The sequence below is a fragment of the Glaciecola sp. 33A genome (assembly GCF_002836745.1).
In the GTDB taxonomy this organism is placed as follows: Bacteria; Pseudomonadota; Gammaproteobacteria; order Enterobacterales; family Alteromonadaceae; genus Glaciecola.
This window is the reverse complement of record NZ_PJAR01000042.1, coordinates 46,287-67,487: the sequence shown is the minus strand read 5'-3', so window position 1 is coordinate 67,487 and position 21,201 is coordinate 46,287. Positions and strand designations below refer to the sequence as shown.

Genomic DNA, 21,201 nt, shown 5'->3' with positions numbered 1-21,201 from the left:
CAAAGTAAGGCTTATTTGCATCAGTTTTGTACATGACATTATAGATTAATGTACACTACAGGTCATCAAGCGTATTCTTTATAATTAGGCCCGGTACGAGTTCAATATGGATTTAGCAAGTATTCAATCACTCACTGCATTGGACATGCAGGCAGTTAATAAACTGATTCAAACGCAGGTTGATTCTGACGTTGCTCTTATTAATCAACTCGGTTTTTACATCGTTAACAGCGGTGGTAAAAGATTGCGTCCATTGCTCACCGTCTTGGCTGCTCGGTCCCTCAATATTAAAAATGATGAGCACCATACGTTGGCGGCTATTATTGAATTCATACATACGGCAACACTATTGCATGACGATGTTGTTGATGAGTCTACTATGCGCCGCGGTCGAGAGACCGCTAATGCGGTATTTGGTAACCAAGCGACTGTGCTCGTGGGTGATTTTCTATATTCACGTGCCTTTCAGATGATGGTTAGCTTAAAACGTATGAGGGTAATGGACATTTTATCTGATGCAACCAACCGAATCGCACAAGGTGAAGTCATGCAATTAATGAATTGCAACGATCCTAATACCACCGAAGCGAGCTATTTAGAAGTTATTTATAGCAAGACGGCGCGTTTGTTTGAGGCCGCAACGCAACTTGCGGCGATACTAACGGATCAAAATGAAGAAATTGAATTAGCAATGCAAGCTTATGGAAAGCATTTAGGCACTGCATTTCAACTCATTGATGATGTCCTTGATTACACGGCACAAGCAGATGACATGGGCAAGAATGCAGGCGATGATTTAGCTGAAGGTAAGCCAACCTTGCCTCTTTTACATGCAATGTGGCATTGTGATATAGCAGATGCACGTCTCATTCGAGACGCAATTGAGAACGCAAATGGCATGGCACATTTCGACCATATATTAAAAATAATGCAAGCCACCGGCTCACTAGCTTACACTCGAGAATGTGCTGAAATTGAAGCTCAAAAAGCGAAGGAGGCATTAATTCCTATTCCTGACAGCGAATTTAAAGAAGCCCTAATTGGGCTGGCCGATTTATCCGTTAACAGAAACTACTAACGCTTTTTAACGCATTGTTTTATCTCATTAAGCTATTGGAATTACTGTATTCGACGCAACTCTATATTCGCCCATAAAATTTGGACCGTTGTCGATGTGTCGACTAGCTTCAAATCGCCCATATCATTTATTTGGTTAAGCAGTACGCCACCAAAAAACGGAATACGTCGGAAATAGGTTTCCCCACCTTTTTGATAAAGATAGTCTTGTGACTTGGCCAAAACAAACAACACGGGTAAACATAGAACAAACCAGAGTGCCCACTGAGAATAAAAAAATGAAATCATTTGCAATGGCAAGGCGCCGTAAAGAAGTGCAAAAAATGCGCTATTAAGAATAGACCGTTTCATAAAAATCCCTTTTAGCACTGCGTCTTCGAATACAATTATGTTGCTTCGTTCAACGCAGTGGCCGCGAATAATAGCAGAAATTTTGTGCAGGCAACAGAAAATATAAAAGCTTCTTCACTGAATACCCTGACTCAAAAAAGCCAGTTCATAAGCCAATGCCTATTCGTTGGCCTCTTATTACTTCAGTCACTCGATTAGCTATATATTATATTAAGTCTATAGATGGCAACGCTAATCGCTTACCAAGCCTAGCTCTCTCGTCATATTTTCATTGCGTTCACGGTGCACGATAATATTGTCTTCAATACGAATACCACCAAACGGTCTAAATTTATCAACAACGTTCCAATTAATGAATTTGGATTGCTCTGAGCCTTTAAGCTTCGTTAGTAAACTATCGATAAAATACAATCCAGGTTCAATCGTGAACACCTGTCTTGGTTCAATAATACGAGTGCATCGCAAGAAGGGGTGATTTTCTGGCGCCGGATTAGGTGTTCCGCGATCGTCTCTGGCATGGCCGGCAACATCATGCACTTGTAAACCTAAGAAATGGCCAACACCATGGGGAAAGAACGTACTTACTATGCCACTTTCTACGCAATCTTCTACCGACAGATTCACAATACCAAAATCATGCAAAATTTGCGCAATACCAACATGCGCAGCCAAATGAATTTCAACATAACTTAAGCCTGGTTTCATTTGTTCGCCTAAATTAATAGTTAACGCATCCACCGCTTTAATTAAGTCGCTAAACTCATGTTGTTTGGCGCAATACGTGCGGGTAATATCAGCAGCATAGCCATGGTAAGTGGCTCCTGCATCAATCAAGAACGTTTTAAAGTCAGCCGGTGCGACTGCATTCGTTTGCATGTAATGCAGTATGGCTGCGTTTTCATTTAACGCTACAATATTGTTATAGGGAAGTTCATTGTGACCTTGTCTTGCTGCACTGAGGTAGGCATTGTTAATATCAAATTCGCTTTTTTCATCAAAAAACGCAGCTTTTGCTGCTAGATGTGCACCCACCGCGATAGTATTTGCTTGGCGCATACATTCGAGCTCATAATCTGTTTTAAAGGCTCGTTGCCAGTGCAAATAGTTAAGTACACGATCCGGATTAACTAATTCGAAGCCAAGTGCTTTGGCAACTTCAATATATTCCCCCACATAAGCGTATTTTACTTTGTCATAAGGCAAATGTTTTTCAACTGCTTTAGCTTGTTTTAAATACACAATATCAAAATGCTCAACCCAAAATTCTGTTGGCTCAGGCGGCACTTTATGCCAGAAGTCCTCAGGCCGATAAAAAATAAGCTTTGGCTTGTCAGTGCCATTCACGACTAACCAGCAGCAAGGATTATCAACGACTGGAAGCCAGGCTTTAAATTGAGGATTCACTTTGTATGGATAATAGTTATCATCCAAGAACATGATTTTGCCCTGTCCAGAATGGATAATTAAACCGTCAATACTTTCTCGCTGAATTGCTTCGAGTGTGCGAGCTTGTAAAATCTTTATATGTTCAGCGTAAGATGCAGAGTGGCTTAGCATTGGTGTCCTCGTTTAGAGCATAAATCTCAACCTTATTTGGTTGACTTTTACATTGTTTTTTCAGCAATATACTTGTTTGTCTTAGGCTAGCACGCCATCACACGGTTGTCAGCGATATAAGAACCATACCAGCTAATTTTAGTCGCCAACATTGATCGGAATTTGCATTTGAACTAGCTCACCGAAAACCGAATTAGCTATTAACTGCGGCGTTTTTGAGTTGCTGATTTCAAATAACTGGTTTTGATAAATCTGCTTGTATGCCATGACTGCTTTAACGTAGTTACGAGTTTCTCTGTAGGGAATAGTTTCGACCCATAAGTCTGCCCCAACTGATTCGCTGGCGGGCAACCAACTTTTCACCCTACTCCAGCCTGCATTGTATGAAGCAGTCGCAAGCAGCGTATTATTATCTACTTTATCCATTAAGTAGCGTAAATATTTATTCCCCAATTTAGCATTCGTATTGGGATTCATCAATGCACGATTTGATACCCGTTTTTTCTCTAAATATCTAGCGGTTGACGGCAACACCTGCATCAATCCAAGGGCTTTAGCTGACGACACGGCATCGCTCATAAAAGAACTTTCTCTGCGCGCAATAGCAAATGCCCACTCAGGATCAATTCTATTACGTTGCGCTTCTTTGGTCAGAATATCCGAATAGGCCATGGGGAATCGTCTATTTACATCGTTCAAATAACCTGTAGTAATAAAGGTAAATATAGCTTGATCATGCCAGCCCCATTGACCCGCAATAACCGCAGAGGCGAGCATTTCTTGAGCGTTCAATTGTTGTTGTACAAAGCGCCATTCCAATCTTGCCTCGTGGAATCTTTCTAACTCTTTAAGTTCCAAAGCACGCTTGGCACTAGGCAGTTGTTTAATTCGCTCAATCACCTCTTTTTTAATAACCAAAGGCTGATCCTGAAAGTTAAAAGACTGTCCTAATCTAGCACTTGCTAAAAATCCATAATAATGGCGCTCACCAGCCAATTGCTTAAATAACTCATTCGCCTTGTTATCATTACCTAACTCAGCATAACTGCGGGCTAACCAATATTGATACTCATGAGCGCGAGTTAATGTGGGTGACGCTTGTTCTATTAAGTTTATAATACTCGGCCAGTTTTGGTCTTTTAATAATGTAGCAAGATGCCAACGCAACACTTCCGGATCTTGCTCTAATAACTCTGATTTAATCAACCAATATTCAGCATCTTGGTGTTTCGAGATCGCCATACTTATTGCAAACTTATTCGCAACATGCGCTTGTTGTTCATCGGTGAACGTAAATTTCTTCTGCGCTCGTTGCCATGTTTTTACTGACTCAGCTTTGTTTCGCCAAATTAAACGGCCTAAACCATAACTGATAATTTCTGTTTCAATATCAGGATAATTACCTTTAAATACATTCAATCTCCTTACTGTAGAAGGAGACTTTCTAGTTTCATACCACAAATCGGCGAGGTACTTCTTATCTTCAGGTAATAACGTTCTCAGATAGGTAATAATAGAGTACTGCCCGCCATTCGCTGCTTTAGCGATGCGTTGCAAAATTAACTCCTCAGTCAATTGAGCGTCCGCTTTCCACTTTTTAAATACAGGGTCACAGTCTTTCGGTTGCGACTTACTGACATTCCACAAGTCAGCGATTTGCGAGTATAACTGGTCCTTATTAACATTGTCCTCGAGTTGATAACGCAAATATTGGCACGTTAATTTAATGTCACCCATTGGCTCGTAAAACTCCATGAATAAACTTTTACGGTTGTTCTTCGCAAGATATCGCAGCCATGGACGCAGAACACGACTCTCCAGCGGAGTGTCTTTATATTCTTTAAGAAAAGCGCGAACTTGATCGACTTTCTTTGTTGTTAATCCGTGCAAAATTTTTATTTCTATCAAATAAGGTATTAATGGGTAATCACCTAAGTTGATTACTAACTTTGCAAAATCTTTATCACTGGTACTCCAAACTTGTTTTTCAATTCGCAAAAATTCAGCACGTTGACTCTCCAACTCTTGTTCTGGTGATTTATTTTCAAGTGAGAAGGCAACATCAGATAAAAAAATACCGAATATCAAAAACAAGCAATAAATAGTAGCTATAACGTTAGACAATGGGGGCATCCGCTGTTGTTAAGAGTTAATTACATTAAACAAACAAAAAAATAACTGGTACAATGAGTTCTTGAAAAGTTAGTATTCACAACCATGTTGATGATCTATCGGAACGTTATGTGTTAAGTAGTACCACAATATTTACCAGAACGTTCAAGTATAGTATAAACCACTATCGAAAAATGGTGGTCAATCTCAACAATTTCTATAATCCGTGTTGTAAATGTCACAGGAGAATATAATGATCTTTGAAGGCAAGAGTCTTTCAGTAGCACTGACCGACAATTCAATCGCTGAACTTGTGTTTGATGCACAAGGTTCAGTTAACAAATTCGACCGACAAACAGTTGAAGAACTCAACCAAGCCACTGCTGCTATAGCTGCCTCAAGCGACGTAAAAGGGGTACTTGTACGTTCTGCAAAGAGCACGTTTATTGTGGGAGCGGACATCACTGAATTCCTACCATTGTTTGAAATGGACCCAGCCGATATTCTAACCTGGGTTGCAAAAACATCTCAAGTATTTGACCATTTTGAAGATTTAGCGGTTCCTACTGTTGTTGCAATAAATGGCTTTGCTCTTGGCGGTGGCTTTGAAATGGCGTTAGCTGGCGATATTCGAGTTGTCGATACATCTTCAAGAATCGGTTTTCCTGAAGTAAAACTCGGCTTAATGCCCGGTTTTGGCGGAACAGTCCGTCTTCCGCGAGTTATTGGCGCTGATAACGCATTAGAATGGATGACCACGGGTCGTGACCGTGACGGTGCCCAAGCATTGAAGGAAGGCGCCATTGATGCTGTTGTTGCACCTGAACATTTGCATGAAGCAGGGCGTAGCATGCTCCAAGATGCAATGGCTGGTAAGCTTGATTGGCAGGTTCGCAGGGCTCAGAAAAAAGCACCATTGATGTTAAACGCAAACGAATCAGTAATGAGTTTCTCAACTGCAGCCGCAATGGTAGCCGCACAAGCGGGCAGACATTATCCAGCTCCACATAAGATGGTAGAAACCATCAGCAAGGCTGCTCGTCTTGACAGAGACGGTGCACTCAAACTTGAAAATGAAGGTTTTGTTGCGCTGGCTAAAACCGATGCGTGCAAGGCACAAGTGGGTATTTTCCTTGCAGACCAATTAGTTAAAGCTAAAGGCAAAAAAGTAGCTAAAGGCGCCACTAAAGAAATCAAACAACATGCCGTATTAGGTGCTGGTATTATGGGTGGCGGCATTGCTTATCAAGGTGCTGTAAAAGGCATTACGACTATAATGAAAGATATCAACCAAGCTGCTCTTGACCTTGGTTTAAAAGAAGCGTCAAGCATTCTTGAAAAAGGCATGCAGCGCGGTAAAGTTGATGCAAAAAAAATGGCATCAACACTAAACAAAATCATCCCGACGCTTGATCAAAATGCGATTGCCAATGCTGATTTAATTATCGAAGCAGTTGTCGAAAATCCAAAAATCAAAGCGGCTGTGCTGGCTGCAACGGAAAAGACCGTTGCTGATGATGCTATTATTTGTTCAAACACCTCTACAATTTCTATTAATCAGTTAGCAAAAAGCTTAGAAAAGCCTGAGCGTTTTTGCGGTATGCATTTTTTCAATCCAGTACATAAGATGCCTTTAGTTGAAATTATTCGCGGTGAAAACACCTCGGATGCCACAATTAGTGCGGTTGTTGCCTCTACATTGAAGATGGGTAAAACACCTATCGTTGTAAACGATTGTCCTGGTTTCTTAGTTAACCGGGTATTGTTCCCTTACTTCGCAGGTTTTAGCCAATTGTTAATTGATGGTGCTGATTTTACTGCTGTTGATAAAGTGATGGAGAAAGTATTCGGTTGGCCTATGGGTCCTGCATTTTTACTCGACGTTGTTGGCATGGACACAGCTGATCACGCTTCTAGCGTCATGTCTAATGGCATTCCTGAGCGTATGCAAAAAATTGACAATGACCCTGTTACTTTACTTTATAAAGCAGGTCGATTTGGTCAGAAAAACGGTAAAGGCTTCTATGACTTCTCGCTAGACAAACGCGGACGCCCAGCCAAAAAAGCCTCACCAGAAGCTTACACATTATTTGAAGGTCATGTGGCTGCAACTAAAGAGTTCGACAAAGAGGAGATTATTGCTCGCGTGATGATCCCGATGGCGAACGAAGCTATTCGTTGTTTAGAGGAAGGGATAGTAGCAAGTGCTGCAGAAGCCGACATAGCATTGCTGTTTGGCTTAGGCTTCCCTCCTTTCAGAGGCGGTATATTCCGTTATATTGAAACCATGGGACTGGCAAATTTTGTGGTGTTAGCAGACAAGTACGCAAGTTTAGGTCCAATTTATCAAATTTCAGATGGCGTGCGCGAAATGGCGTCTTCTGGAAAATCTTATTTTTCACAATCAGCCTAATTCACCAGAGGAGATAAAAATGAAAGATGTCGTCGTTATCGATTGTATTCGTACCCCTATGGGACGTTCCAAGGGTGGTGTTTTTAGAAACGTGCGCGCTGAAACTTTGTCAGCGCACTTAATGACAAAATTAGTAGAGCGTAACCCAGGTGTTGACCCAGCTGAAATTGAAGACATTATTTGGGGCTGCGTGCAGCAAACCAAAGAACAAGGTTTCAATATCGCTCGAAACGCTCAGTTACTAACGTCAATTCCAAGAAGCACAGGTGCCGTTACGGTAAACCGTTTGTGTGGTTCTTCAATGCAAGCATTGCATGATGCTGCATCAGGTATCATGTCTGGTCGTGGTGACGTTTACATGATTGGTGGTGTTGAGCATATGGGTCACGTACCAATGGATTTCAATATTGATTTCCACCCTGGTATTGCGAAACATGCAGCGCGTGCTTCGGGCAGCATGGGCATGACAGCCGAATTATTAGGTCGTCAAAATGGCATTACGCGTGAAATGCAAGACGCATTTGCTGCACGTTCTCATCAGCGCGCTCACAAAGCAGCTGTTGAAGGTCGTTGGAATGAAATCGTACCGATTGAGGGTCATGATGCCCATGGCGTATTACGCTTAATTGAGCAGGATGAAGTAATTCGTCCTGAAACTTCCGTAGAAGGGCTTGCTGGTTTAAGACCCGTGTTCGATCCGGTTAACGGCTCAGTAACAGCGGGTACATCATCAGCGCTGTCTGATGGCGCTTCTGCAATGTTGATCATGTCTGCGAGCCGTGCAAAAGAACTTGGCCTAACACCACGTGCGAAAATTCGTGCAATGGCTGTTGCTGGTTGTGATGCGGCAATTATGGGCTTTGGTCCGGTTCCTGCCACACAAAAAGCATTGAAACGCGCTGGTATGACAATGGCAGATATTCAATTAGCTGAATTCAACGAAGCTTTTGCGGCGCAAGCATTGTCTTGTATAAAGCATTTAGGTTGGATGGATGAATACGAAGATAAAGTAAACTTAAATGGAGGTGCCATTGCATTAGGTCACCCCTTAGGTTGCTCTGGTTCGCGTATTTCCACAACTCTAATTAACTTGATGGAAGCGAACGATAAAGAAATTGGTTTAGCGACTATGTGTATTGGTTTAGGCCAAGGCATCGCGACTATTTTCGAACGCGTTTAAAGGCTTTTAAGCACGAAAAAGGGATGCTCATATGAGTATATAGTAAAAACAATGTATATTCGTGAGTGAGTAAGTTGCAAGTCATATGCAGCATACTCACACAGGAAAACCTTAAACGTACACACTATGTATATTTGTGTGTACGTTCTTTATTTACGTTGAGTCATCGGCGGAAAATAATCTTCCTTGAATTTTTGCTCACTTGTAGACTTTAACTTGTCATTAACGTTAGCTCTCTATATCAATCTACCTGTGCGGCATATTAATGTTTGAAACTGGATATTAATGTTTGCAACTAGACATTAAAGTTTGAAACTCACAGTAACATTATGAAACCGCTTACGAGTGGTTTTTGCTTTATGATTTGTTTGGTTTGCTAACTCATTCTTAACAGCTATAGCGCCTCAACTATCTTGACTGGTCAAGTTCATTGTCGCTTAACATAACAGTACAGTTAAACTTTTGAATGAAAGTGCTCGCCTAAGGAGACGGTCAGATTTGTTCTGATCATTCCCGCTTTTTGCTTATTGCGATATATCTCTGTCGGTCGGCTCTACGGCAATAGCCGCCAGTCGATGCCACGAAAGCATATGAGCATTTTGTGCCAAAACGGGACGTTTAGAGGCTAGAATTATTGTCCGTTTTAGTGAAAGCGGACATTATGAAGAAGATTATGAACCCGTGGCCAAAATTACCGGCCCACTACAGATGAATACGTTGGATAAAATTAGCCACAGTGATGTGGAAATCGACGAACTGCTTCCATTCAATGGTGTTGCATTATAGGCGGTATCGTCGGACGCGCATGCCAAAGCCATGCACGTAAGAAAATACAAATTACCAGTTTCTCATAAAGGCTTAAAATGGTTGGTAGACAAATTAATTAAAACTCAAGAAAAAAGCAACTTACTATCGCTCGACTATCTCTAGTCTGCAGGCACTTCAGCAGATTTAGCAGGCAGCGGTGGCTGGTTGCCATGGTCAGAAGAAACCGGCAGCCTAGTCAAAATGACTGGTATCACCATCTAGTGGCGCTGGCACTAACCGCCAACGCCGCTCGAATACACTGCGCAACCAAACCGATAACATCTGCCTATCCCACGGTTAATTGTGCTTTAGCATTTCAGCGAACCTGACCCCTTGTTCACTTTTTCACGAAAATACAGCTGTCAATAATGGTAACCAATAGCGTATACTTTTATTGAAAAATGTAATTTGGTGCATATTCGTCTATTTCACCGTCGTCTATCAGATAATACTCTAATCTTAAGCTGCTCCATGAGTCGATAGTTAATTGTGCATATCTTTTTTCATCATAATGAGGCGTAGCCAAAACACATTTATTATCTGATTTTTGTACTTTAAACGAAGCAAGGAACCTTTCGTCCACGCCCATTCCAGCTCTAAAAAATAATAAGTCTATTTCTTCATTTCTATTATCTAGACCAACATAAATATTCTTTATGATGCCATGAATTTGTGGCGGAGTACTATCGTCTTTTTGTGTTTTTATTAAAAAATCTGTGGAATCTAAATCAATAATATCAAAGGTATAATTGCTAACAATACTTTCTGTTACTCCATGAAATTTTTGAGTAATCCCCATTTTTTTTGTTTGCATAACTACTTTCCGTAAAACATTCATGTTATCCAAAGCACTTAAGTCTGGTGAACACACTGGACCAGCAATAACTTTATTAGAGCTTAGACACACTCCAACAATCAAAACGCTCAATAATCGTTTGTTCATAATAAATTCCCTAAAATTCAATTTCTGTAAGTGGTTCTGATTTGCCTGCTTCGGCAAAAAAATAAGCATTTCCACCCTTCGTAGCAATTACAATGTAGGGCACATTTTTTGAGACAGCAGCAAAGTTGTATTGTCCTGGGTTTAACTCGACATTCCTGCCATTAGCGTCACTCCTAGTCACAATGACAATAACGTATGTTGGTGGAACGACAAGTCCACCACCACTAGCTCCGCCTGTTTCACTCATCCATTGATCCCATCCCCGCCACAAAGTCGAATTTGCCAAACCTTCTTTGTACTCGCCATCTTCAATTGTAATTGCAACCCCCATAGAATTGAAACCCGGATTATCTCCCACTTTGTGGTGACTTTGAGCATACCTCATAGCATTGTTTACCATTTCCAGTAGAGGCTGATTTCCTTTCAACAAAGTCAATAATTTTACTGAATCTTTTGCGTCTTGTTTCTTTTGTCTATCTTTTCGCTTCTGCTTATTTTCTCTTATTTCATCGAGCTTACTCTTCCACATCCCAGTTGGATCGGTGTATTTGTATGGGTTATTAGCAACATATTGATATCGATTAAAACTATGTATATCCCTTAACCCAATTGGATCATTGCTATAAAACCGCCCAATCACTGGATCATAATATCGTGCCTGCATATAGCTTAATCCAATATCTGTATCAAACTTATGACCTGTATACCCCATTTGTTATGTCTCTTAAATAATAGAACTGAAATAATAGTCCCTAAAAAGGACAAGCACATTCAGCCATTATCCGTTTTCCCGTTACCGGATGGTCAAATTGTAATTTTTCAGCATGTAACATCAGTCGATCTGCAGCTTTATGAGTTTGTTGTGTGCCGTATAAATCACAACCTAGAATAGGATGGCCAATATGTTGACTGTGAATACGCAATTGATGAGTCCTGCCGGTTAGTGGCTCATATCTTATGCGGGTTGATAAGGGGCTTTGCAGTCGTTCGAGGACCTGATAGTCAGTTTGCGCTTGTTTGCCATGCTCAATACAGATTTTTAACCGAGGAAATAGCAAAGGATCTTTGGCTATGGGCATCTTAATCTGCCCACTGTCCTCAATCACGTGGCCAGCTAAAATACTAATATAGGTTTTAAACACGCTACGTAATTGAAATTGCCCAGCCAAATTAGTATTTGCTGGCTTATTCAGGGCAATTAGCATAATCCCTGAGGTACCTAGGTCGAGACGATGCACCAAGCTAGCGGTGGGGAAATCCTGTACCAAGCGAAAGTGTACTGAATCTTTGTTTAATGGATTTTTACCCGAAAGCGATAGCAAACCACTGGGTTTATTTATCAACAGAAAATCAGTACTTTCAAATAAAATGTCGATTTTTTGAAAGCATTTTGGCGCAACGAAATTGTCAACAATTGTAGCCGTCACAGAGCACAAATCCAGTCATCTTTTTGCTTAATTGTCAGAAACAAAATCGCTCCACGATTGCAACACTCGAATAAAATCTTCCAGTCCACAACCCGCTATAGACTCCTGATCATACAATTGTGTTCCCTCTGGCAATTCATCTGGCGCCTGTATATCTAAAATTTTCGACCTAGCTTCTACTTCATCTGGATCAAATAATAAATTAATTTCGTTGCCTTGCAGCACAAACTCTTTAATTTGACGACTTCGTAACTCTTGAATTGCTTTAAATATAGCCTCAATTTTATGTTGATCCGTGCCTAGCTCTTGTGTAAACCATTGCGAAAAAATCTCACTCCCCATATCAAATTCGGCAACTGGACTGCCTTGCTGATCACGAATAAATTGATAGTTCATCATTGCCTCATGCTTTGTTAATAACAGATTGATTCATATAAACTTCACCCTTTTCTTCCAAATGGGTTAGATAGACTCTGACATCAAACTCTATTTGATGGTAGTCAGGCAACATATGCCGGCAAAGTTGATAAAACGCTTTGTTATGATTTTTTTCTTTTAAATGTGCCAATTCATGCACCACAATCATATTAAGAAATTCATGCGGTGCATTCTTAAATAAAGTACTAATACGGATTTCATTTTTACTCTTTAGCTTACCGCCCTGGACTCTGGATACAAAGCTATGCAAACCTAATGCATTATTTACCACATGAATTTTCTTATCAAATACTATCTTGCTCAGTGGCTGGGACTTTTTAAGATACTGATTTTTCAGATCCATTACATAGCCACGAAGGGCTGCGTCGTTTGGTATGTCGCTAACTGTAGGGTATTTCTGAAGCAAATAATCAGTCAGACGATTTTGCGACAACAATTGTGCAATCTGCTGCTGCAAGTCAGGAGCGTAAGAGGCTAAATACTTTAACGAAGACACGATGCTACTATCGGTTATGGATCCTTCAATAGTGTACTCCTGAGGCGCCCCACTGTCATCTGCTGGTGCCGCTTTTTTGTAATTGAGCACTTTGCAAATAGTAAGATGCATGGAGAGCTTTATGGCTAGTTGCATAGACAAAGATTAGTGTTACCATTTCGATAGTCATATAACTTCAATTCAAGCTGTTTTACTATTCAAGGAGAAACACTCTTGGCGCCAAGCAACCACCGTTTTCCAATCAATCTCATTCTTTTAGCTACCTTGTGTTTAACCACTCTCGGCTGCAGTCAACCCGCATCGGGTCCTAGTGCAAATGAAACTGCACAAGCAGCTGTAGCGATGCCCGACAGTTACAGTGCCGATGTTGCCAAAGAAATATTACAAAAAGGCGGTAACGCCGTCGACGCAGCTATTGCGGCGCAACTTGTACTTGCAGTCACATTACCTGAGGCAGGAAATATTGGCGGCGGTGGTTTCATGTTGATTTATAAAGACCAAAAAGCTGACTTTATTGATTACCGGGAACAAGCACCGTTGTCTGCGCACAAAGATATGTATTTAGATGAGCAAGGCAACGTAATTCCTTATAAATCCGTTATCGGTGTATTATCATCTGGGGTCCCAGGAACAGTAGCAGGAATGTGGTTAGCACATCAAAAGTATGGCAGCTTGCCATGGAAGGAGTTAGTGCAACCTGCGGTTACATTGGCAGAGCAAGGTTTTATTGTACATCCTAAACTGTCATCTTCTATTACAGAGCATATTGAAGACCTAGAAAAACGCGGATTTGATGTTAATTTTAAAGACTACTTTGGCTCAGCAAAAGCCAATGAAGTATTTAAACAACCAGAGTTAGCTAGCACGCTCGTGCGAATTCGAGATCAAGGTCGAGATGGTTTTTACCAAGGCGAAACCGCAAAAATAATTAGCGATTTTATGCGTAAAGAAAATGGGCTAATTACTGAACAAGACTTACTTTCTTATGAAGCCAAGAGTCGGCAGCCCATTAAAACAAAATGGCGTGAATATGAATTGGTAAGCGCTCCGCCCCCGAGTTCAGGTGGTATAGCCATACTACAATGGCTAAAGATGTATGACATATTAACCCAAGGTCAGCCTCAACTAGCGCATAATTCCGCTGCTTACGTGCACTTATTGGCCGAAATCGGTAAACGCGTATTTGCCGATAGAGCAGAATACCTAGGGGACCCTGACTTTGTAAAGGTGCCAGTTGATGAGTTAATTGCTGACGACTATATTGCAATGCGCAGCCAAAGTGTCTTGCGCGATAAAATATCAGTGACTGAAAGCATCAAACCAGGATTAAAAGAAAGTGAACAAACTACTCATTTTTCAATTATGGATAAATGGGGTAATGCGGTATCAAATACCACGACCATTAACTTAGGCTTTGGCAGCGGTGTAGTCGTGGAAGGTGCCGGCTTTTTGCTGAACGATGAAATGGACGATTTCAGCGCTAAACCAGGGGTAGCCAACGTATTTGGCGCCGTAGGTGGTGAAGCCAATGAAATTCAACCGCAAAAGCGCATGCTTTCATCGATGACGCCTAGCATGGTGTTAGAAGACAACAAAGTCGTTATGGTAACCGGTTCTCCCGGCGGCACTACCATCATCAGCTCGGTGTATTTATCTATATTGAATGCATTGGAGTTTGGCATGAGCGCACAAGATGTTGTAGACCAACCTCGGTTTCATCATCAATTGCTACCCAAAAACGAAATTCGATATCATGAAGGCCTTGATGAAGAAGTCATCAGCCAGCTCGAAGAAATGGGCTACATCATGCATCAAAGTAGCTTCGGTGATATGCACATCATTCTGCATACTAGCGATGAACTAGATGCGGCCTCGGAATCCTCTGGACGCGGACAATCTGTCGTTTTTACGTTTGAATAAACCGCGTTAAAACACACCATAATTTTGTGTTGTGAGTCTATTTAGGTACTTGATTGGGCAAGCGTTATATACGCTAGACGCTTGCCTCTATCCAAACTGGTACGCCATTAAGCACTGCATTGCCAGACAATTCATCGATCACCATTTCATCTGTTAAGTCATTCACACTGACGCCTGCATGTTGCTCTGCAGTTTTCCAACGCATACCTTTCTTATTGTGCCCCCAACCATGCGGAATAGAAATAACGCCAGGCATGATCTTATGTGTAATTTCTGCCGGCAAACTGATTTCTCCCACGCGTGATTTTACGTTTATCATTTGTTTGTCTTGTATTGCGAATTTAGTCGCATCATCAGGGTGAATTTGCGCCGTGCAGCGAGACAGTCCATTATTAGTCCCTTTGACCATGCGCTTGCTATTATGCAGCCACGAGTTATTCGTTTTTAAATGGCGGCGACCAATCAGCTGCAGACTGTTATCATCTGGCAGGTCAATCTCAAAAAAGTGTTTATCTACACGCGTTAGGTCGGGCATAAAATAATCAAAACTCATGTCGATTTTCTTATCATTATGGAAAATTGCACCAGGTAGATCAGCTTGCAATGGCCCTAAGTCAATACCATGCGGTAAATCTAACAATGTCTTAATGCTAATAGGTTTGCCTGCATGCTGGTAACGCCCCATTTGCAACATATCATCAACTACGCCTGTTGGCTTTTTGTCCCACAGCAACTGATACTTATCAGTAGGTAAGCCATTGAGCTTGTCGAGTCGCTCAGCTAGGCCCAGATATATTTGCCAATCGGTTTTACTGTTTGCTTCTGGTGGGAATATGGCAGGCGAATATTTACTGCTGTTACGAACCGCAAAATTATGGAAAACAATATCATAGTGGTCTCGTTCAAGCGCAGTCACAGGCGGTAGTATAATATTTGCGTGTCTAGTGGTTTCAGTCATATAAAAATCAACGGCGACCACAAAATCTAAATTCTCAAAGGCCGCATCAAGCTGCTGTCCGTTTGGTGTAGTAAGAACCGGGTTTCCTGCACCAATAACCATTGCTTTGATTTGACCTTCACCGGGCGTTGTCATTTCTTCAGCTAAGGCAGAAACAGGAAATTCGCCAGCAAAAGCAGGAAGCTTGCGTACCCGAGTATGAAAGTTACCAATTGAGCCACGACCAGAATGGGGTAAAAAATCTGCAGCCGGTTGCGTAAACATCATGCCACCAGGTTTATCTAAGTTGCCGGTTAACATGTTGAACAGCATAATTAAATATTGTGTTAACGTGCCAAAAGCTTGCACACTTGCGCCCATTCGGCCATAACAAACGGCCGATTCTGCAGCACAAAAATCACTGACTAACTGTTCAATTTGAGCTGCTGTCATCCCTATTTTCGTTGCCACTTTATGCGGAGTATAAGGCAATATGTAATCCTTAACGTCTAATAACTGGGGTGCAAATTCTAGCAGTCGCGCTGGTGCTTCTTTATTCGTAGCAAACACAGTATTGATCATTGCCAATAGTAGCAGCGCGTCAGTGCCTGGTTTAATAAAATGATGTTCACTGCTCATGTCCGCTGTTTCAGACTGTTTAGGGTCAATAACAACCACTTTACCCTGTCTGCTTTGAATGGCTTTTAATCGGCGCTTAATATGCGGAACAGTCATAATGCTGCCATTTGATGCTAAAGGATTGCCACCAATAATCATAAAATATTGGGTACGATCAATATCAGGAATAGGAATTTGTGATTGATGCCCAAATAGCTTTCGACTCACAATATGATGCGGAAGCTGATCAACTGACGTCGCAGAAAAACGATTGTGTGACTGCAATGACCGATAAAAGTAAGGACCATATAAAATAGAGCCCATATTATGTGCATTGGGATTACCTAAATAAGTCGCTACGGATTCAACTCCATACTGTTGCTGAATTTCAAACAGGCCATTCGCCACTTTATCTAGGGCTTCGTCCCATGGAATTTCTTGCCAGCCAGACGCTGTTTTCTCTAACGGCATTTTAATGCGGTCAGGATCATCATATAGGTCTTTTAGCGCCATTGCTTTAGGACAAACATGACCTTCACTGAATGGATTTTTTTTATCCCCTACAATAGACAGTATTTCACGACCTATTGTGGTGACTTCAATACCACACATAGCCTCACATAAGGTACAGGTAGAATAGTGTTTTTGCTCGATTGATACCGCCGCTGACGTCATGTTCATTGCCAATGTAAGTGATTATGAACATAAATTAGCGGGTAAGCAGGCTATACACAAGCATCATTGATATTTATGGGGCATCGTGCAAAGCTACTGATGAATCGGCGTCATCATAGGAGCTGTTAGCAACACCCGCCACATTTTATACTTTTGGAGCTAGTATTGAATCCCTGTCACCGCAGTCCAATACATTATTAAGACTCGATAGGCTGTGCTGAACTCTTTCACCGCAGCAACATTGTATAAATTAAGCGAGTTATATAGCCCTTACTTTCTTCTAGGTTGCCTCGGTTTATCATTCCGACCTTCACGATTTCCATTGACCCCATCCGAACGTGTATTTTTAGGTCCTTTAGGGCGCTTTGGTTTTTGTGCTTTTAGGGCAACAGGTGCTAACTTTTCACTTGGCTCGAAACCTTTAATCACCTCAGTTGTTATAACTTTGCCTATCAGACTCTGGATATCACTGATATTTTTTTTGTCTTCTATGGTTGCAAAACTATAAGCATGACCCGTCGCACCAGCTCTGCCTGTACGACCAATTCGGTGAACATAGTCTTCAGGAATATTAGGTAAATCGAAGTTCACAATTTGCGGAAGCTCATTGATATCGATACCTCTAGCGGCAATGTCGGTAGCTGCTAATATCTGAACTTTACCGTTTTTAAAATCAGCTAACGCTCTCGTTCTCGCGCCTTGGCTTTTGTTACCATGAATAGCTGACGCGCTAATGTTCCTCTTAATTAAAAATTTGGCGAGTCTGTCAGCACCATGCTTTGTTCTGCAAAAAACCAAGACTTGTTGCCAATTATTTTCAATAATTAAATGGCTCAACAAAGTATTCTTATTTGTTTTATCCACAGGAATAATGACCTGTTCAACTGCCGTTGCAGTGCTATTTTTGGTATTAACCGAAATCTCCACCGGATTATTCACAATTGTTTTTGCTAACTTGCGAATATCATCTGAAAACGTGGCGGAGAAAAGCAGGTTTTGTCTCTTTTTAGGAAGTATTGCCATGATTTTTTTAATGTCATGAATAAACCCCATATCTAACATGCGGTCAGCTTCATCGAGCACGAGTATTTCAAGTTGAGAAAACTTTACTGCTTTTTGTTGATACAAATCCATTAATCGGCCAGGCGTCGCCACTAAAATATCAACACCTCTGCGCAATTTAATCATTTGAGGATTAATACCTACTCCACCAAACACGACTTGAGTTTTCAGGTTTAAATGCTTGCCGTAGGAACGAATATTCTCGTCGATTTGAGCTGCTAATTCTCTAGTTGGCGTTAAAATAAGCGCCTTAACATTATTCGCTGCAGCAGGTGTCGTGTTCTCAAACATCGACAGTATAGGCAACGTAAACGCGGCGGTTTTACCTGTGCCTGTTTGTGCAGCAGCCATGACATCCTTGCCTTCTAATACAACCGGGATCCCTTGTTCTTGAATTGGCGATGGTTGTTTGTAGCCCTTTTCTTCTATAGCTTGCAGGACAAGAGGGGATAATCCTAAGGATTTAAATGACATGGTTATACTCGTTTGAAGAACTGATAGGACCTAACACGCTGTTAAGCAGGAATCGCCTAGCAAAATAGCTTATGCATATTGCTAACTGATACTAAGATCGCAGAGGGTACAGCAGAATGTAATACATCGCAATGAAAATGCGGTGTTGTTGACCTATTTATAGGTCAACAAACAGCTATATTTACTTGCACAAATAGCCTTCATTTGGTCTACCTACAACAGTTGTTTTGCAGATAATATTAGCCTTAGACTATTTTACCTTTTCAATCTTGTAGCCTTTGGCCTCTAATTTAGCAAAAACACTGTCTTTACCTGCTAAGTGAGCTGCACCAACCAACACAAATTCAGTCGGCCTGTCCTTTAGCATTTGCATGATTTTAGGCATCCAATTATTATTACGTTGAATGATTAAGCTATCGTAAATTTTAGGGGACGTTTTTTCCATTGCTTCAACAAGCGACTTATTTAATTTTTCGAGATCGCCATCCCTCCAGCTAGATAACATATCATCAATAAGGGCTGGTAGAGTTTGGATCTCATCAAGCGTATGTTTGATCATTGCATTGTCATCATCGCCACCGAGGTTAACTATAAAATCTAATTGCTCATCAACAGATTCGAACCATTGTATTGCTTTTCCATCTGCTTTTGCTCTGCTTGCGAAAATTTGGTCAACACCATCGTGGTCGAAACCGTTTGCTCTAAACTCCATCATTGAAATCATTAATGCCAGCATTGAAGGTTTAAACCGATGGAACTCGACGATCTGCAGACCTCTGGAATGTAAATGCGTCTTCAGTGCATTATAAGTTCCATCATTTAAGTGAGATTGCAGTGTTGTGCCATCGGTCAAGGTCAGTTTTGATAACATTTTTTGTTGAAACTCTACCGTTTTAATACCGTCAATATCGGTTTCGAAAACCAACTTATCAGAAGCCGCGTAAGCTATGTCATACTCAATTGGCAAAGGTAAGTTTTCAGTTTTCAAAATATGAATAGTACCACCAAAATAAACGCTGTTTTCACCATCGGTTACCTTCCACACAGAAGCTGATCGCACCGAAAATGACGTCGATAAAAACACTATCCATGCAACTTTTTTTAGCATATTCATTATCTTGTTCTATCCTTAAGGTCCGTGGAATATCACTCTAATATGAGTGCAAAGTGCAGCTTAGTCAGTGTGCCTAAATTTAGCAAAGTCTTGATACAAAGATTTAAGTGACTCATCTTTTTACTCAACTTATAATAGAGTTGATAAGTTTAAACTAACTATTATTTAAGGTAAAAAAAATTGCTTCAAAAACACATAGGATTTGTACTCAGCATTATCGCAATTGGACTTTTTGTACCAGGTATTCTGGCCCCCATGTTTACATTAAATATGGAGCTTGCTGTTGTTCTTTCTGGCCCCTCAATTTCTTCTGAGCTAGTCAATAAAGAACTATCCATAATAGGCACGGTACAGGAACTAGTGAGTGAAGATAGGTTGTTTGTTGCTCTGCTCATATTTATTTTTTCTGTGGTGATCCCATTAACTAAGACCAGTTTAATTACCTCAGTTTACTTCACTAAAAGTGTTGAATTTCAGCATAAAATTAGCAAATTTGTAGCGGTTATCGGTAAATGGTCGATGGCTGATGTCTTTGTGGTTGCTATATTTCTTGCCGTACTCTCAACTGACCATGCACAAAGCGCAGAACAACATCAACTTTCTTTTTTTGGTATGTCTATCGACTTTGAAATCAGTACGCAAACGTTATCGAATGTAGGAATGGGTTTTTACTATTTTGTTGGGTACTGCGTGGTTTCGCTGATTGGTTCTCAGTTGATGTTATCTGCTATTAATCGCTCACAAAATACAATCGGAAACAATAAGCTATCGAAAATAGCCGATAACAAACCAGGAAATGGAGTAGAGTAATTTTTAACTAAAGTGACGAGTGGACTTAAAAACTAGCTTTTGCTTATTTAAATTTGGCTGTGTTGTATTTTTATTCGCAAACTTTGTTGATAGCAGTTACTAGGTATGGGGGTAGAAAAAATGCGTGAAAAAACCGACTTTACAGGAAGTAACAACGCAGACATTCGTCAATTTTCTGAGAAGTCGAATTGGCAAGGCGCATTACATGCTTTTTAAGCGCCCAAAAGTTAATCGTTGGATAGGGGTGTATTCTGCGGGGCCCCAGTTATTGCCGACGTAGATGCTTATCGAACATATCACTTGCAACGTCATAAAGACGCTGCAACACAAAATGATCCAGACCACCTAAATTACAAAAATGATCCCATTACCCATGCTAGCGTGCTACGAAAAGTAGCACGCGACCTAAGTGGAACTAATGCGCTCTAATTTTTTGATCGCTGTTGCTTATGAATGCTGGTGTATTGGATTACGATTCCGTTTATAAAAACCAAACAAGTAAACAAACGCTTATTGTTTCTAAAATAGTCACTAATTTGGTTAAGGGTCTGTGGCTTCCTGTTTTTTTGTAATGTAATGCTTTGGTTTATTTTATTCTCACTAAAAAATGCTTTCCTATATCTATTAAGGGTTGCAGCCTATTTCACAGTCTACCCATTATTTTTGCGCTTAAGGAATGCGGCCGAACACGCAGCAGTGCCTAATTTATTAGATAGATAACCACGCAAACATGCACGAACCATAAATGCAAGATGGTGTGAAAGGCTAACGGTGACACCTAACTACGTTA

Annotated in this window: 16 protein-coding genes; 5 read left to right on the top strand and 11 right to left on the bottom strand. The window is 40.9% G+C overall.

Annotated features, from left to right (window positions below):
* Positions 1 to 106: 106 nt before the first annotated feature.
* Positions 107 to 1,078, top strand: a complete 972-nt coding sequence (gene ispB, locus CXF81_RS13030) for an octaprenyl diphosphate synthase (RefSeq protein ID WP_101181785.1) — start codon at positions 107 to 109, stop codon at positions 1,076 to 1,078.
* Positions 1,079 to 1,119: 41 nt separating this feature from the next.
* Here the strand turns inward: ispB and CXF81_RS13025 are convergent, their stop codons facing one another.
* From CXF81_RS13025 to CXF81_RS13015, 3 genes are all read right to left on the bottom strand, one after another.
* Positions 1,120 to 1,428: a hypothetical protein gene (locus tag CXF81_RS13025; protein ID WP_101181784.1), complete on the bottom strand. Its 309-nt coding sequence runs from the start codon at positions 1,426 to 1,428 to the stop codon at positions 1,120 to 1,122.
* 231 nt (positions 1,429 to 1,659) lie between these two features.
* Positions 1,660 to 2,985: a Xaa-Pro dipeptidase gene (gene pepQ, locus CXF81_RS13020; RefSeq protein ID WP_101181783.1), complete on the bottom strand. Its 1,326-nt coding sequence runs from the start codon at positions 2,983 to 2,985 to the stop codon at positions 1,660 to 1,662.
* Positions 2,986 to 3,123: 138 nt separating this feature from the next.
* Positions 3,124 to 5,118 carry a lytic transglycosylase domain-containing protein gene (locus CXF81_RS13015; RefSeq protein ID WP_232771922.1) on the bottom strand — a complete coding sequence of 665 codons (1,995 nt, stop codon included), beginning with the start codon at positions 5,116 to 5,118 and terminating at the stop codon, positions 3,124 to 3,126.
* 232 nt (positions 5,119 to 5,350) lie between these two features.
* On the opposite strand from CXF81_RS13015, the gene fadB reads away from it, so the two are divergent.
* Together fadB and fadA are read left to right on the top strand one after the other, a co-directional pair.
* Complete coding sequence (fadB, locus tag CXF81_RS13010) at positions 5,351 to 7,510, top strand: fatty acid oxidation complex subunit alpha FadB (RefSeq protein WP_101181782.1); 2,160 nt, start codon at positions 5,351 to 5,353, stop codon at positions 7,508 to 7,510.
* A gap of 19 nt (positions 7,511 to 7,529) precedes the next feature.
* Positions 7,530 to 8,690, top strand: coding sequence for an acetyl-CoA C-acyltransferase FadA (gene fadA / locus CXF81_RS13005; protein WP_101181781.1), 1,161 nt, complete (start codon positions 7,530 to 7,532; stop codon positions 8,688 to 8,690).
* 1,198 nt (positions 8,691 to 9,888) lie between these two features.
* Here fadA and CXF81_RS13000 read toward each other — a convergent pair.
* Genes CXF81_RS13000 through CXF81_RS12980 form a run of 5 tightly spaced genes read right to left on the bottom strand, consistent with a single transcriptional unit; the run spans position 9,889 to position 12,801 of the window.
* Positions 9,889 to 10,440 carry a hypothetical protein gene (locus CXF81_RS13000; RefSeq protein WP_101181780.1) on the bottom strand — a complete coding sequence of 184 codons (552 nt, stop codon included), beginning with the start codon at positions 10,438 to 10,440 and terminating at the stop codon, positions 9,889 to 9,891.
* A 10-nt stretch (positions 10,441 to 10,450) separates the two neighbouring features.
* Positions 10,451 to 11,152, bottom strand: a complete 702-nt coding sequence (locus CXF81_RS20355; RefSeq protein ID WP_232771921.1) for an RHS repeat-associated core domain-containing protein — start codon at positions 11,150 to 11,152, stop codon at positions 10,451 to 10,453.
* A gap of 40 nt (positions 11,153 to 11,192) precedes the next feature.
* Positions 11,193 to 11,867, bottom strand: a complete 675-nt coding sequence (locus tag CXF81_RS12990) for an RluA family pseudouridine synthase (protein WP_101181779.1) — start codon at positions 11,865 to 11,867, stop codon at positions 11,193 to 11,195.
* Between the two features lie 27 nt (positions 11,868 to 11,894).
* Positions 11,895 to 12,266, bottom strand: coding sequence for a YacL family protein (locus CXF81_RS12985; RefSeq protein WP_232771920.1), 372 nt, complete (start codon positions 12,264 to 12,266; stop codon positions 11,895 to 11,897).
* A gap of 4 nt (positions 12,267 to 12,270) precedes the next feature.
* Complete coding sequence (locus CXF81_RS12980) at positions 12,271 to 12,801, bottom strand: M48 family metallopeptidase (RefSeq protein ID WP_101182028.1); 531 nt, start codon at positions 12,799 to 12,801, stop codon at positions 12,271 to 12,273.
* A gap of 264 nt (positions 12,802 to 13,065) precedes the next feature.
* On the opposite strand from CXF81_RS12980, the gene ggt reads away from it, so the two are divergent.
* On the top strand, positions 13,066 to 14,721 hold the full coding sequence (gene ggt / locus CXF81_RS12975; RefSeq protein ID WP_232771940.1) for a gamma-glutamyltransferase: 1,656 nt from the start codon (positions 13,066 to 13,068) through the stop codon (positions 14,719 to 14,721).
* Positions 14,722 to 14,794: 73 nt separating this feature from the next.
* On the opposite strand, the gene CXF81_RS12970 is transcribed toward ggt, so the two are convergent.
* From CXF81_RS12970 to CXF81_RS12960, 3 genes are all read right to left on the bottom strand, one after another.
* The gene (locus tag CXF81_RS12970; protein ID WP_101181777.1) at positions 14,795 to 16,951 is read right to left on the bottom strand and encodes a molybdopterin-dependent oxidoreductase; all 2,157 of its coding nucleotides are present in this window, start codon (positions 16,949 to 16,951) and stop codon (positions 14,795 to 14,797) included.
* Positions 16,952 to 17,221: 270 nt separating this feature from the next.
* Complete coding sequence (locus CXF81_RS12965) at positions 17,222 to 18,487, bottom strand: DEAD/DEAH box helicase (protein WP_101181776.1); 1,266 nt, start codon at positions 18,485 to 18,487, stop codon at positions 17,222 to 17,224.
* 250 nt (positions 18,488 to 18,737) lie between these two features.
* Positions 18,738 to 19,601, bottom strand: a complete 864-nt coding sequence (locus tag CXF81_RS12960; RefSeq protein ID WP_101181775.1) for a TraB/GumN family protein — start codon at positions 19,599 to 19,601, stop codon at positions 18,738 to 18,740.
* A 180-nt stretch (positions 19,602 to 19,781) separates the two neighbouring features.
* On the opposite strand from CXF81_RS12960, the gene CXF81_RS12955 reads away from it, so the two are divergent.
* A complete protein-coding gene (locus CXF81_RS12955) occupies positions 19,782 to 20,411 on the top strand; it encodes a paraquat-inducible protein A (protein ID WP_101181774.1) in 630 nt (209 codons plus the stop codon).
* Positions 20,412 to 21,201 lie beyond the last annotated feature (790 nt).